At 66.9% G+C, this 13,379-nt stretch carries 13 protein-coding genes; 3 read left to right on the top strand and 10 right to left on the bottom strand.

The window, feature by feature from the left end; all coding sequences use genetic code 11:
* Window positions 1-1,128: an XdhC family protein gene (locus ACZYYX_RS13015; RefSeq protein WP_463814940.1), complete on the top strand. Its 1,128-nt coding sequence runs from the start codon at window positions 1-3 to the stop codon at window positions 1,126-1,128.
* On the opposite strand, the gene ACZYYX_RS13010 is transcribed toward ACZYYX_RS13015, so the two are convergent.
* On the bottom strand, window positions 1,125-1,955 hold the full coding sequence (locus ACZYYX_RS13010) for an SDR family oxidoreductase (protein WP_463814939.1): 831 nt from the start codon (window positions 1,953-1,955) through the stop codon (window positions 1,125-1,127). The genes ACZYYX_RS13015 and ACZYYX_RS13010 overlap by 4 nt on opposite strands.
* A 109-nt stretch (window positions 1,956-2,064) precedes the next feature.
* Here ACZYYX_RS13010 and ACZYYX_RS13005 point away from each other — a divergent pair, with 109 nt between their 5' ends.
* Window positions 2,065-2,229: a hypothetical protein gene (locus ACZYYX_RS13005; protein WP_172835593.1), complete on the top strand. Its 165-nt coding sequence runs from the start codon at window positions 2,065-2,067 to the stop codon at window positions 2,227-2,229.
* A complete protein-coding gene (locus ACZYYX_RS13000) occupies window positions 2,229-3,707 on the top strand; it encodes an alpha,alpha-trehalose-phosphate synthase (UDP-forming) (RefSeq protein WP_463814938.1) in 1,479 nt (492 codons plus the stop codon). The genes ACZYYX_RS13005 and ACZYYX_RS13000 overlap by 1 nt, the downstream gene beginning before the upstream one ends.
* Here the strand turns inward: ACZYYX_RS13000 and ACZYYX_RS12995 are convergent.
* From ACZYYX_RS12995 to ACZYYX_RS12955, 9 genes are read right to left on the bottom strand one after another with little or no spacing between them, the layout of a single operon-like run.
* Window positions 3,694-4,188 (bottom strand): mammalian cell entry protein, encoded by a 495-nt coding sequence (locus tag ACZYYX_RS12995; RefSeq protein WP_463814937.1) that lies wholly within the window; start codon window positions 4,186-4,188, stop codon window positions 3,694-3,696. The genes ACZYYX_RS13000 and ACZYYX_RS12995 overlap by 14 nt on opposite strands.
* Window positions 4,188-4,880 carry a mammalian cell entry protein gene (locus tag ACZYYX_RS12990; protein WP_463814936.1) on the bottom strand — a complete coding sequence of 231 codons (693 nt, stop codon included), beginning with the start codon at window positions 4,878-4,880 and terminating at the stop codon, window positions 4,188-4,190. The genes ACZYYX_RS12995 and ACZYYX_RS12990 overlap by 1 nt, the downstream gene beginning before the upstream one ends.
* Window positions 4,881-4,890: 10 nt before the next feature.
* Window positions 4,891-6,642: a virulence factor Mce family protein gene (locus ACZYYX_RS12985; protein ID WP_463814935.1), complete on the bottom strand. Its 1,752-nt coding sequence runs from the start codon at window positions 6,640-6,642 to the stop codon at window positions 4,891-4,893.
* Entirely contained in the window at window positions 6,643-7,812 is a 1,170-nt protein-coding gene (locus tag ACZYYX_RS12980) for an MCE family protein (protein ID WP_463814934.1), read from the bottom strand.
* Entirely contained in the window at window positions 7,812-9,197 is a 1,386-nt protein-coding gene (locus ACZYYX_RS12975) for an MCE family protein (protein WP_463814933.1), read from the bottom strand. Before ACZYYX_RS12975 ends, ACZYYX_RS12980 begins: the two co-directional genes overlap by 1 nt.
* Complete coding sequence (locus ACZYYX_RS12970; protein ID WP_463814932.1) at window positions 9,194-10,252, bottom strand: MCE family protein; 1,059 nt, start codon at window positions 10,250-10,252, stop codon at window positions 9,194-9,196. The genes ACZYYX_RS12975 and ACZYYX_RS12970 overlap by 4 nt, the downstream gene beginning before the upstream one ends.
* The gene (locus ACZYYX_RS12965; RefSeq protein ID WP_463815783.1) at window positions 10,245-11,255 is read right to left on the bottom strand and encodes an MCE family protein; all 1,011 of its coding nucleotides are present in this window, start codon (window positions 11,253-11,255) and stop codon (window positions 10,245-10,247) included. Before ACZYYX_RS12965 ends, ACZYYX_RS12970 begins: the two co-directional genes overlap by 8 nt.
* A 32-nt stretch (window positions 11,256-11,287) precedes the next feature.
* Window positions 11,288-12,490 (bottom strand): MCE family protein, encoded by a 1,203-nt coding sequence (locus tag ACZYYX_RS12960; protein ID WP_463814931.1) that lies wholly within the window; start codon window positions 12,488-12,490, stop codon window positions 11,288-11,290.
* A 12-nt stretch (window positions 12,491-12,502) separates the two neighbouring features.
* Entirely contained in the window at window positions 12,503-13,345 is an 843-nt protein-coding gene (locus tag ACZYYX_RS12955; RefSeq protein ID WP_463814929.1) for an MlaE family ABC transporter permease, read from the bottom strand.
* Between the last annotated feature and the right edge of the window lie 34 nt (window positions 13,346-13,379).

The raw sequence follows: 13,379 nt of genomic DNA, 5'->3' as shown, positions 1-13,379 counted from the left end.
GTGCGCGACGTGCTCGACGAGTTGCTGACCGTCTGGCGTGCCGGCGGTACCGCAGGCCTGTCGACGGTCGTCCGCACGATGAACTCCGCACCACGTCCGCCCGGCGCGGCCATGGTGGTGACCCCCGACGGCGCCGTCGCCGGCTCCGTCTCGGGCGGCTGCGTCGAAGCTGCGGTCTACGACGTGGCCGGTGACGTCATGGCGAGCGGCCGCACGCAGTTGCAGCGGTACGGCGTCAGCGACGACGAGGCCTTCGCTGTGGGGTTGACCTGCGGAGGCATCATCGATGTCTTCACCGAACCGGTGTCGCGCCAGACGTTTCCACAGTTGCAGGCCGTCGCTGACGACATCGCCGCTCACCGCGCGGTGGCGGTGGCCACCGTCATCGATCATCCCGACCCGCTGCGCCACGGGCGACGGATCGTCGTCGGGCCTGACTTCGCCGACGGCTCAGTGGGTTCCGAGCGCGCCGACGACGCGATCGTCGACGACGCCAGAGGCCTGCTGGCCGCGGGCCGCTCGGCCGTTCTGAGCTACGGACCGGACGGGCAGCGGCAAGAGACCGGGATGGAGGTCTTCGTCGCCAGTCACGCGCCTCGGCCGCGGATGATCATCGTCGGGGCCATCGACTTCGCCACCGCACTCGCCGCCCAGGCAACCCTGCTGGGCTACCGGGTCACCGTCTGCGATGCCCGGCCCGTATTCGCCACCGCGGCAAGGTTTCCCGCAGCCGACGACGTGGTGGTCGACTGGCCGCACCGCTACCTCGCCAGCGAGGCCGAGCGCGGCGCCCTCGACGCGCGGACCGCTATCTGCGTGCTCACCCACGATGCGAAGTTCGATGTCCCGGCGCTCGAGGTGGCGTTGCGGCTGCCCGAGATCGGCTACGTCGGCGTGATGGGATCGCGGCGCACCCACGAGGATCGGATGCGCCGCCTGCGGGACGCGGGTCTGACCGACGACGACTTGAGCCGACTGTCCAGCCCCATCGGGCTCGATCTCGGTGCCCGTACCCCCGAGGAGACGGCGGTGTCGATCGCCGCGGAGATCATCGCCTCCCGATGGGGCGGTGGGGGCCGGCCTCTGACCGAGACGCGCGGCCGCATCCACCACGACCAGGGCAACTAGTCCGGTACGACGCCGCGCAGACCGTCGGCACCGAAGACCGGTTCGAGCATCGCCGAGAAGTCTGGCCCGCGGCGCAGCATCATGCCGCCGTCGACATTGATCAGCTGTCCGGTGATGTAGCTGGACGCGTCGCTGAGCAGGAACACCGCCGCATTGGCGACGTCCTCGGCCTCACCGGGACGCGGCAGCGGCGTGGCTGCCGCGTAGTCGCCGCTCACCTCTGGCGACATGAAGATCGCCGCCACCAGGTCCGTGCGGATCAGGCCCGGCCGGATGCAGTTCACCCGCACCAGCGAGGGGCCGAGCTCGTCGGCGGCCAGCTGCATCAGGTGATCCACCCCCGCCTTGGACACGCCGTAGGCACCGAACCAGCGGTGGGTGTTGCTCGCCGCGATCGAAGAAATGCCGACGAACGATCCCCCGCCGCCGCGCACCATCGCCCGTGCCGAGTGCTTGAGCACGTAGAAGGTGCCGTTGATGTTGAGGTCGACCAGCCGCCGCCAGGCCTCGGAGTCGAGCTGGGTGATCGGGCCGATCGTGTCGCTGCCGCCGGCGCAGTGCACCACGCCGTCGAGCCGACCCGTCCACGCCGTCGCCGCATCGATCGTGCGGGCCACCTCGTCCTCGTTGGTGACGTCGCCGGGCTCGTAGCGCACCGCGCCGCCGATCTCCTCGACTGCCGCAGCCAGCTTGTCCGCATTGCGGCCCATCAACATCGCGTTGCCGCCTGCCGCCACGACCGCTGCGGCCACCCCCTTACCGATCCCGCTCCCCCCGCCGGTGACCAGCACCGTTCGGCCCGAGAGCATCGCATCAGAGAGCTGCATCCATGCACCTTTCACCACATCAAAACGAGAACGTGTTCTAGTTATACGCCACCGGGGCCGCCACGAACGGGTTTCGGCTCCCGGCCCCGCCATTGGCTAGAGTTGTGCCATGCCTGCCAAACCTGACCCTGCCGAGATCGGCGACGTCGAGCCCATCGCCGACAGCACCGAGCGCCAGGCGCGACGCGTGGTCGCCGCCTACGCCACCGACGCCGACGAATGCCGGGTGTTCCTGTCGATGCTCGGTATCGGACCGGCAAAGCTCGACGCGTAATGCCTGTTCCGGGCGGCGCAGAGGACCGCTCGGGCCCGGCCGCGTCGGCCGATTTCGTCGTCGTCGCGAACCGCCTCCCCATCGACATCGTCCGCCGGCCCGACGGTTCCACGGAGTACAAGCGCAGCCCGGGCGGACTGGTGACTGCGCTCGAGCCGCTTCTGCGTAAGCGCAGCGGCGCCTGGATCGGGTGGCCCGGCGTTCCCGAGGAGGCCGACGATCCGGACAGCTTCGATGAACCCATCGAGCAGGACGGCATGACGTTGGTTCCGGTACGGCTGTCCGCCGACGACGTCGCCGAATACTACGAGGGGTTCTCGAACGCGACCCTGTGGCCGCTGTATCACGACGTCATCGTCAAACCGATCTACCACCGGCAGTGGTGGGACCGTTACGTCGAGGTCAACCGCCGCTTCGCCGAGGCGACCGCACGGATCGCGGCCGAGGGCGCCACGGTGTGGGTGCAGGACTATCAGCTGCAGCTGGTCCCGAAGATGCTGCGCATGCTGCGGCCCGACCTGACCATCGGTTTCTTCCTGCACATCCCCTTCCCGCCGGTCGAACTGTTCATGCAGATGCCCTGGCGCACCGAGATCATCGAAGGTCTTCTCGGTGCCGACCTGGTCGGGTTCCACCTGCCCGGCGGTGCGCAGAACTTCCTGATCCTGTCGCGCAGGCTGGTGGGCGCCAACACCTCGCGCGGCAACGTCGGCGTCCGCTCCCGCTTCGGCGAGGTGTTCGTGGGCTTCCGCACCGTCAAGGTCGGCGCGTTCCCGATCTCGATCGACTCCGGCGATCTCGATCAGCAGGCGCGCACCCGCCGAATCCGACAGCGCGCCAGAGAGATTCGCGCCGAACTCGGTAACCCGCGCAAGGTGCTGCTCGGCGTCGACCGGCTGGACTACACCAAGGGGATCGACGTGCGGCTGCGGGCGTTCTCCGAGCTGCTCGACGAGGGCCGCATCGACCCGAACGACACCGTCCTGGTGCAGCTGGCCACGCCGAGCCGCGAGCGGGTGGAGAGCTACATCGCGATGCGGGAGGACATCGAGCGCCAGGTCGGCCACGTCAACGGCGAATACGGACAGGTCGGACACCCGGTGCTGCACTACCTGCATCGCCCCGTGCCCCGGGAAGACCTGATCGCGTTCTACGCCGCCGCCGACGTCATGCTGGTGACCCCGCTGCGCGACGGCATGAACCTGGTGGCCAAGGAGTACGTGGCGTGCCGCAGCGATCTCGGCGGAGCCCTGGTGTTGAGCGAATTCACCGGTGCCGCAGCCGAATTACGGCAGGCCTATCTGACCAACCCGCACCACCTGGAAGGCGTCAAGGATGCCATCGAGGCGGCGCTGACACAGACCCCGGAGGAGGGTCGGCGCAGGATGCGGGCGCTGCGTCGGCAGGTGCTGGCCCACGACGTGGACCGCTGGGCGCGGGCCTTTCTCGACGCGCTGGCCGACTCTAAATCGGCGTGATGTAGTTGATCAGCCACTTGCCGTCGATCTTCTGATAGTCGACACGTAGGCGGCTGCCGTCGTATATGGGCTGGCGGGACTTGTCGGTCACCGTGCGGTTCATGTAGACCATCACTGACGCCGAATTACGTTGCGCCTCCAGCACTCCCACGCCCACCACGTTCGCCTGGCTGACCAGCTGGCGGTCCCGTGCCTGCGGGATGATGTCCTTGGTCGCACGGTCCTCGAACTCGCGGCGGTAGTTGGGCGTCAGCAGGGGGTACACCTTGCCCAGGCTGCCCTCGACCGTCTGGTAGTCGTAACCGAAGACCTGGGGAATCTGTTGCTGGGCAAGCGGAGCCAGCTCGTCGCGCGCCGCCTGCTCGCCCTGCAACTGCACCCGGTCCCAGTACAGCCAGCCGCCGACGCCACCGAGCGCCACCACGCCGAGTGACAACAGCACGCCGATGGCGGCCAGCAGTCGCGCGGTCCACTTACCCATCAGTTGCCGCCGTCGGGGTATTTGAGGTCGTAGCCCGTCATGTGCCCGTTGTCGTCCTCGTGCACGATCACCCGCATGCGGTAGGGCTGCGACGGCTTGTTGGTGCCGTCGACGTCGGTCACCGTCACGCGAGCGGACACCAGCACCGCGGCGTTACCGCTGACTTGGTCGACCTTCTCGAGTGCGGCGCCGTTGATCACCGCCTCGGAGCTGGCGTTGGTGTCGCGGAAGATGGCCTTGAGGTTGTCGACGTTGTCGCCCTGGCTGAGCATGTCGCGCAGCGGTCCGCTCGTGCCGTTGACGAAGCGGTTCACACTGTCGTCGATGTCGTCCTGCGTGTAGCTGAACATGTTGACCACCAACTGCGAAGCCGTGTCGACGAACCGTTGGTCGCGGGCCAGCTGGGCCTCTTGGACCCGCTGCTGGTGCAGCATCCACGCCACCCCACCACCCAGCGCACCCGCTAACACGAGCAGGGTCAGCAGGGACACCAGCGCGACGAGGCCACGATTGGCCCGGCGACGTGGCGGCGGCGCCGCGGACGCCGAGCCCGGACGACGGACCGTGGTGGTGCCGGGGGCGTCGAGCACAACCGCCAAGGACTCCGGTTCGGCACCGGAGGCCGGCCCGGCGGCGCGGGAGGCGCGACGCCGCGGGGGCCGGCTCGCTTCACGCGGGCTAGCTTCTACCAACTCGTCCTGCCTATAGCTGCTTCGGGGCCAACATCAGATCGACCCAGTTCTCTGCAGGCGCCAGTTTGTCAGTTCCACCAGCGAACGTGCCAGTTCCGCCGGCAGGGTCGACGAACTTGCCGTTCTGGTCGTAGGTCGCCATCGCGGGTCCCGCGGCCTGCGGCGTGGGTCCACCCGGCTGCGGTACCGCCTCGGCGGGCAGCAGCGGGCCAGAGGGGGCAGCGGGAGCCCCGGGAGCGGGTGCCACTGCGGGTGGTGCTGCCGGTGCGGGAGCAGCCGGAGCGGGTGGCCCGGGTGGGGTACGGCCGTACGGCGGCACCACTTGATCCGGCGGCGCGAAGTACGGCCACGGCGGAGGAGGTGTTCCCGGCTCGTTCGGCGGCACCGGAAGCGGGAACGGTGCGTGCGGGGCAGGCCCGGGTCCAGGCACCGCGCCCGGGGGCAGCTGCACCACGGGCGGGCCGGGATCCGGGTCCACCTGCGGCGGGATGAAGGGGAACTTGTTGGGCGGCAGGATGTTGCGCCCATCCTCGATCGGTGTGCCCAGCGGGACCGGCGGCCCGCGCCACGGGTTCGTGCCGATCGGCACGTAACCCTTGGGGTCGCGGCACAGCTGGATCGTCGGGGCGCGCTTGCCCGGGAACTCCTGGCATGGATAGTTGCGCGCACCGCGCACCACCGAGGGATCGTTCTGCGGGGTCTTGCAGTACAGATCGGTCGGCAACTCGCGCAGCGTCGTGTCCGCGGGCGAGCGGATGGTCGTCGGCGGCAGGAAGCCGACCGAGCAGGTCGGCGGATCGTTGAGATGGACCTTGAAGTCGAGCTTGCCGCCCTCGTCGGCGGGCACGCCGCCGGCGACGGTGTTCAGGCCGGCCATCAGGGCGGGGAAGATCACAAGGGCCTGCTCGATCGACTTGTGATAGATCGCCCCGATCCGGCCCAGGTTGGCCAGATTCGCCGCGAGCATGGGGAAATTGGGGCGGATGCCCTCGAAGGTCTCGTTCGCGACGCCTGCGGCGCCCGGGGCGGTCTGCAGCAGCGTACGCAGCTGTGGGTCAGCGTTTGCGACCTCTCCGGTGAACCGGGCCAGCCCGTCGGCCAGAGACCGGATGTTGTCGCCGCTGGCTATCTGTGCGTCCAGGAACGGGCCGGCCTGGTCGATCAATTGGGTGGTCTGCCCGTAGTTGGCGTTGGCCTCGTCGACGAGAAGCCGCGCGGACTGGATCAGTCGGGCGAGCTCCGGCCCGGATCCGTTGAATGCCTTGAACGTTTCCCGCAGCAGGTCCTTGATCCGGCTGTTGCCGACGCTGCTGACCAGGGAGTCCGCCTGCTGGAGCAATCCGGCGATGTCCTGCCCGATCGCGGTGCGGCTCACCGGGATGTCCGCGCCGTTGCGCAGCTTGTCACCGGCGGGATCCTCAGGCGGCACCAGATCGACGTACTGTTCGCCGACGGCCGAGACGCTCTTGACGGTCGCGGTCACGTTGGCGGGCACCGGCGTTCCACTGTCGAGCCTCATGTGTGCGACGACGCCGTTGTCGGACAGGCCGATCGACTCCACCTGACCCACCGTGACACCGCGGTAGGTGACGTTGGCGTTCTGGTAGAGGCCGCCGCCCGCGGTGAAGTTGGCCGTCACCTGGTAGGAGTTCAACCCGATCGCCTCGGGCACCCGCAGATAGAAGATCGAGATCGCGCCGACGGTCAACACGGTCACGACCGCGAAGATCGACAGTTGGATCTTGGAGAGCCTGTCCAGCATCTACGGTGTCCCCTCGTGCTGGGTGGCCGTTCCCGGCGCGATCTTGAAGGGGTCGGCGGCCTGACCCGAAAGGTTGGCCAACTCGCCGGTCAGGAAGTCCGGGGGGTTGACGACCTCGTTGAGCCGCTTCATGTTCGGGTCGAGTCCGAGCGAGGTGGTGAACACCGTCTCGCCCAGGCGACGCAGGGTCAGGTCGAACGTGACGAACACGTTGAGGTAGTCGCCGCGGACGGCCTTGCGCAGATACTGATAGTGGAACGGGAACGTCGGAAGAAGCTCCAGGCTCTTGATGAGGTCGTCGGCGTTGTCGTTGAGCGACTTGACCACCGGGAACAGATCTTTCAGATCGGCGGCCAGGTCGACTTTGGTCTCGGCGAGAACCTTCGACCCCACCACGGCCAGTCGGCGCAGGGCGGTGAAGGTGTCGACGATGGTGGCCCGGTTGCGGTCCAGCACATCGAGTGCCGCGGGCAGCGTGTCCAGGGTGCGGCCCAGGCTGTCCTTGCTGCGCGCGAGGATGCCGGCGAAGCGGTCCAGTCCCTCGGCGGCAGAGATGATGTCATCGGTCTGCCGGTCCAGCGAGGACGTCAGCTCCGCCAGTCGCGGGATCAGATCGGTGAAGGTGCCTTGCCTGCCGACGACTGCGTTGTAGAACTCCTCGGTGATGTCCTGCAGCGCACCGAGATTGCCCTTGTTGACCACGACGCCGAGCGACGACAGCACCTCTTCGGTGGTCGGATAGCGACCGGTGCGGTCCAGCGGGATGTTCGAGCCGTTCTCCAACCGGCCGATCGGCTTCTCGGGGGGATCTGCCAACTCGACGTGCTGGGAGCCCAGCAGCGAGGTCTGCGCGACCTTCGCGATCGCGTTGGCGGGCAGATTGACGTCCTTTTCCAGCGACAGCTTCACCGCCGCGTAGAACGTCCCGTCGGGGCGCTGAACGGCATCGATGCCCGACACACTCCCCACGGTCACGTCGTTGACCATCACCGGTGAGTTCTGCGGCAGCGTCGCCACATCCGGCAACTCGACGGTGACGGTGTAGGAACCCTCGCCGTGACCCGCGGTGCCGGGCATGTCCAGCGAGTTCAACCCACCGAACTCGCACCCGGACACCAAGACCGTCAGGGTACCCAGCGCCAACACGGGACGGATGGCCTTGCGGATCATCAGTTCCCCCCCGTGGGAGCGGGTACGGGGCCCGGCGCGGGACCAGAACCCTGCGACGGCGCGGGACCGGGTGCCTGGCCCGAACCCTGGGTCGGCGCGGTCGGCGCGAACAGCGCAGCCAGATCCGCTCCACCGGGGGCGATCTGCGGCGGCGTCGTCCCCGGGGCGTTCTGCCACTGCAGGTACGGCACCGGAGTCTGGGCCTTGGCTTCCGTCTCCGGGGTGTCGTACTGGATCTGCCCCTTGTAGGCGGTGATGCTGTTGATCGGGTGGAACAGCAGCGGCGGGAAGTTCATCGCGATGCGCTTGAACACCGGACCCATTCGCTGGCGGCAGATCTCCGCGCGCTTGTAGTTGTCCGGGTTGGCGCCGATGTCGAAGGTGCCGCCGCAGATGAACTGCACCGGATTGGCGAAGTTCGGCAGCGTCAGCAGACCGCCGACGGTGCCCTGCGCCGGGTTGTAGATGTTGTAGAAGTTGGCCAGCCCGTTGGGCGTGATGTGCAGGATCTGCTCGATGTCGTCGCTGTGTTCGGTCAGCAGGTTGGTGAAGTCCGTCAGCTTGGCCACCTGGTCGATCAGTGCTTTGTTGTTCTCTCCCAGAAGGCCTTTGACGTCCGACAGCGCCTGGTTCAACGTGCCCAGCGTGTTGTCCAGATCGGCGGAGCTGTCGGCGAGTACCTGCGACACCGACGCGACGTGGTCGGTGAACTGCACGATCTGCTGGTTGCTGTTGGACAGCGCGTTGACGAGTACCTGCAGGTTGCGGATGGTGCCGAACAGGTCGGTTCGGGAGTCGCCGAGGCGCCCCGCGGTCTGGGACAGCTCGCGGATCGCCGACCGGAACGAATCCCCGTTGCCGTCAAGGGTGTCGGCAGCCTGGTCGACGAACGCCTTCAGTGGTCCCTGCACCGAGTTCTGTTGCGGCCCCAACTGACTACTCAGTTGCGTGAGTTGCTCTTTGACCTCGTCCCACTCCACCGGGACGGCGGTTCGATCGAGACCGATCTCGGCACCGTCGGCCATCACCGGGCCTCCGGTGTAGGCGGGCGCCAACTGGACGAATCGGGCCGCGACCAGGTTGGGCGAGATGATCAGCGCCTGCGCGTCAGCCGGGATCTTGACCCCGTCGTCGATGGATATCGTGATCTTGACGTCCTTGGCGCGCGGTTCGATCGAGTCGATGCGCCCCACCGGGACACCGATGACACGCACCTCGTCGCCGGAGTACAGGCCGACCGCCGACGGGAAGTAGGCGACCAGCTTGTTGCCACCACGCGACGGCCACACCAGATACACCGCCGACACCAGCGCGACGACGAGCACGGCCGCCAGTGCGATACGCAGCACGCGGCCCTTCGAGGAGGACGAATCTGGTTGCGTCATGGCGATTTCGGCCTGATGATCAGCCGCTCGGAGATGAATCCGCGCAGGTAGTCGGCAAGGCTGTCGGGCAGTTTGCCGGGCTGGAAGTAGGTGTCGAGCAGGACTTCGGACAGCGTGGCGGGCGGCAGACCGTAGAGGTTGATCTGGAATCCGGGGCCGGAGCCGACCACTTCACCGAGTGCGGTCGCATAGGGCGGCAGCCGCTTGAGCGCCTCACCGATGTGCTCGCGCCGTTCCAGCAAATTGTCCATCACCAGGTTCAGCTGCTTCAGTACCGGGCCGAACTCCCGCTTGTTGTCGGCCACGAAACCCGAGAGCTGTTGTGAGACATCGTCGATCCCACCGATGAGATTGCTGAGCGCCTGGCGGCGTTCGTCGAGAGCGGCGAACAGCATGTTCCCGTCGATGATGAGCTGGTTGACCTGGCCGGACCGCTGCGCCAGCGTGTCGGTGACCCGCTTGGCGTGGGTGAGCAGCTGCTCGAGGGCCTCGTCGCGCTTGTTCAGGCTCCGCGACAAGTTCGTGACACCGTCGAGGGCACCACGCAGCTGCGGCTTGGCATCGCGTAGCGAGTCGGTCAGCGTCTGCAGCGCCTGTTCGAACCGCGGCTTGTCCAGCTCGCTGGCGTTCTGCCCCAGATCCTGCAGCGCCGTGTTGAGCGTGTACGGAGTCGTGGTGCGGCCCACCGGGATCGATGTCACCGAACCGCCGCCCTTCGGCGTCACGGCCAACGACTTCTCGCCCAGCACGGTGTCGGTCTTGATCGCCACCAGCGACTGGTCGCCGACTCGGATCTTGCGGTCGACGGTGAATGTCACCTTCGCGGTGTCGCCGGCCAGCGCCACATTCTTGACCTTGCCGACGTTGATCCCCGAGACGTTGACGTCGTTACCCGGGGAGATGCCGCCGGCGTCGGTGAAGAACGCCTCGTACGGCTTGCCCTGCGGCATGAACGGGAGGTTGCTGTAGCCGAACGACACGAGGACCAGGCAGGTCACCAGCACGATGCCGAAGATGCCGGTGCGCAAGGGGTTTCCACCGTCAGGTCTAGCCATTCTCAGAGCACCTCCCCTTGGACGGATCCGGTGGGCCACCGAACGGGATCAGGATGTCGCTACCGGCGGGCCCGTTGATCTTCATGCGGATCGAGCAGTAGTAGATGTTGAAGAACGAGCCGTAGGCGCCGAGTGCGTTGAGCCGCAGGTAGTTCTCCGCGAGCGGCTCGATGACCTTGTTGATGTCGCCCTTGCGCTCGTCCATCCGCTGCGCCAGGGGCCGCACGTTCTCCAGCACACCCTGCAGCGGTCGGCGGCTCTTCTCCAGTGTCTCGGTCAGATCGTTGGTGGCCGAGGCGAGCGGGCCGATGGCGCCGGCGATCGGATCACGGCCCTGGGCCAGCCCGGTCAACACCTTCTGCAGTTTGTCGACGGTCGCGTCGAACTCGGCACCCTTCTCGTCGACCGTGCCGAGCACCGTGTTCAGGTGGGTGATCAGGTCTCCGATCAACTGATCACGCGCAGCTAGATCCTGGGTGAACGCGCTGGTAGAGGACAGCATCTGCGAGAGCGCGCCGCCCTGACCCTGCAGCAACTCGATGATCGCGTTGCTGACCTCGTTGATCTTCTGGCCGTCCAGGCCTTTGAAGACCGGCTTCAGTCCGCCGAGCAACGCATCCAGATCGAGGGCGGGAGCGGTGTTGGTGATGGTGCCACCGGGCGGGAGCTTCACCAGGTCCCCTGGGCCCGAGGCGATCTCGAGGTACCGGTCGCCCACCAGGTTTTCGTAGCGGACCAGCGCCTTGCTGGAGGTGTAGAGCTGATAGCGCTCGTTGAGGCTGAACGCGACGTCAACCGTGTTGTCGTCGTTGAGCTTGATGTCCTTGACCGCCCCGACGGGCACACCGGCGATGCGCACGTCCTGACCGGCCTTGAGCCGCGAGGCGTCGGTGAACGTCGCGTGATAGTCCTTGTCCGAACCGAAGCGGAACTCGCCGAACACCACGATCAGCATGCCGGCGACGAGCAGCATCACGACGGTGAAGACACCGACGTTGATCATGGTGCGGTCCTGCGCACCGAGTCTGCGCGCCACTAGAAGTCATCCCGTTCGGCGAAGGCCCCGTTGAACAGGAACTGCAGCGTCGAGGGTGCGTCGAACTGCAGCTCGGTGTTCGGCTGGTAGGGCACGTAGGCGTTGTCGGTCACGAGGAACGGTGAGTGATACCACGATCCGCCGAACTGCTTGCTCGGAGCGTCCGGCAAGCCGCGGCAGTTCGGACCGCCGGAGGCGTTGACGAGGGGCAGGCTCTCCGGATAGGTGTAGGCCGGCGAGCCGGGGATGAAGTTCGACGCCACGAACAGGCCCGGCCGGATACCGCCGATGATCGGCGCGAACCGGTCGATGCCGATCGAGATGCCCTTGAGCAGGCAGCCGAACTCCGGCGAGTAGTCGCCGAGCACCTTCAGCGGCGCCCGCAACCGCTGGACGGCGGCGATGAAATTGTCTGCCGCCGGTTCGAGGGTGTCGGCGGCGTTGTTGCCCAACCCGGTGGCCGCCAGCAGCGTCGCGTTCAAGTTGTCCTGCTCGTCGACCACCGTCTTGCTGACCGTCGGCGCGTTGTCGAGAATCGTCGCCAGATCCGGCGCAGCATCACCGTAGATGTTGGTGACGATCGCCGCCTTGCGGAAGTCGTCCTGCAGGGTCGGCAACTTCGGATTCAGCTGCTGCAGATAGTAATTGAGGCCCGACAGACCGGCGCCGAGGTCGTCACCGTGCCCGCGCAGACCCTCGGCCAGCGCCGACAACGTCGCGTTCAGATTGACCGGATCGATCTTGCCGAGCACGTCGGTCAACGTCTGGAACAGCGTGTTGACCTCGAGCTGAACGTCTTTGGCCTGCACTTGGGTACCCGGCCGCAGCGACGTCGAGTCCGGATTCTCGGGGGTCAGGAACTCCACCGACTTGGCACCGAAGATCGTGTTGCCGGCGATGCGGACCGGTGCATTGCTCGGGATGTAGCGCATGTCGTCGCTGCGGATGGCCAGCGTCAACTTGGCGTCCTGACCCGCGTAGTCGATCGATTCGACCTCGCCGACCTGGATGCCGCGGTACTTCACCTTCGCCTTGGTCTCCATCACCAGCCCGGCGCGTGGCGAGAGCACCGTCACCTTGTCGGTGGATGTGAAGGCCGCGGTGTAGGACAGGTACGTGAACACCACGGCGGCAAGCACCACCACAGCGAGAATCGCCGCAGCGATCCTCACGTGGGTGCGCTTTGCGTCACCGTTGGCCATTGAGCTGTCGTCCTATCCGGAGAGGTTGAAGTTGCCCGAGGCGCCGTAGACCGCCAGGGAGATGAACAGAACGATCGTCACCACGACGATCAGCGAGGTCCGCACGGCTTGGCCCACCGCGATGCCCACGCCGACCGGGCCTCCGGAGGCGTTGAAACCGTAGTAGGTGTGCACCAGCATGACCGCCACCGACATCACGATGGCCTGCAGGAAAGACCACAGCAGATCGCTGGGGACCAGAAAGGTGTTGAAATAGTGGTCGTACAAACCGGCGGACTGACCGTTGATGTAGACGGTGGTGAAGCGGGCGGCGAAGAACGCTGCGAGCACCGAGAGTGCGTAGAGCGGAACGATCGCGATCAGCCCGGCGATCAATCGGGTCGACACCAGATACGACACCGCATGCACGGCCATCGATTCCACGGCGTCGATCTCCTCGGCGACGCGCATCGCGCCGAGCTGGGCCGTGGCGCCCGCGCCGATGGTCGCCGCGAGCGCGATGCCCGCGATCACCGGCGCCACGATGCGCACGTTGAGGAAGGCCGACAGGAAGCCGGTGAGTGCCTCGATGCCGATGTTGCCCAGCGATGAGTAGCCCTGCACGGCGATGACGCCGCCAGAGGCCAGGGTCATGAACGCCGCGACGCCGACCGTTCCGCCGATCATCACGAGAGCGCCGGTGCCCATGGTCATCTCGGCGATGAGCCGGATCGTTTCCTTGCGGTATCTCGTGACCGCGTTGGGGATGTAGCGGACCGACTCGCCGTAGAACAACGCCTGCTCGCCCACGGTGTCGACGGTGCGCGGCACGACGCGGAACGCGCGCCGGAACCGGAGGGTGAGGTCATAGCTCATCAGAACGGTCTCTTCTTCGCGTGAACGCTCATCG

The sequence above is a fragment of the Mycobacterium sp. IDUB_1 genome, assembly GCF_055419625.1.
The sequence above is the reverse complement of the archived record's forward strand: the minus strand, read 5'-3'. Positions and strand labels throughout refer to the sequence as shown.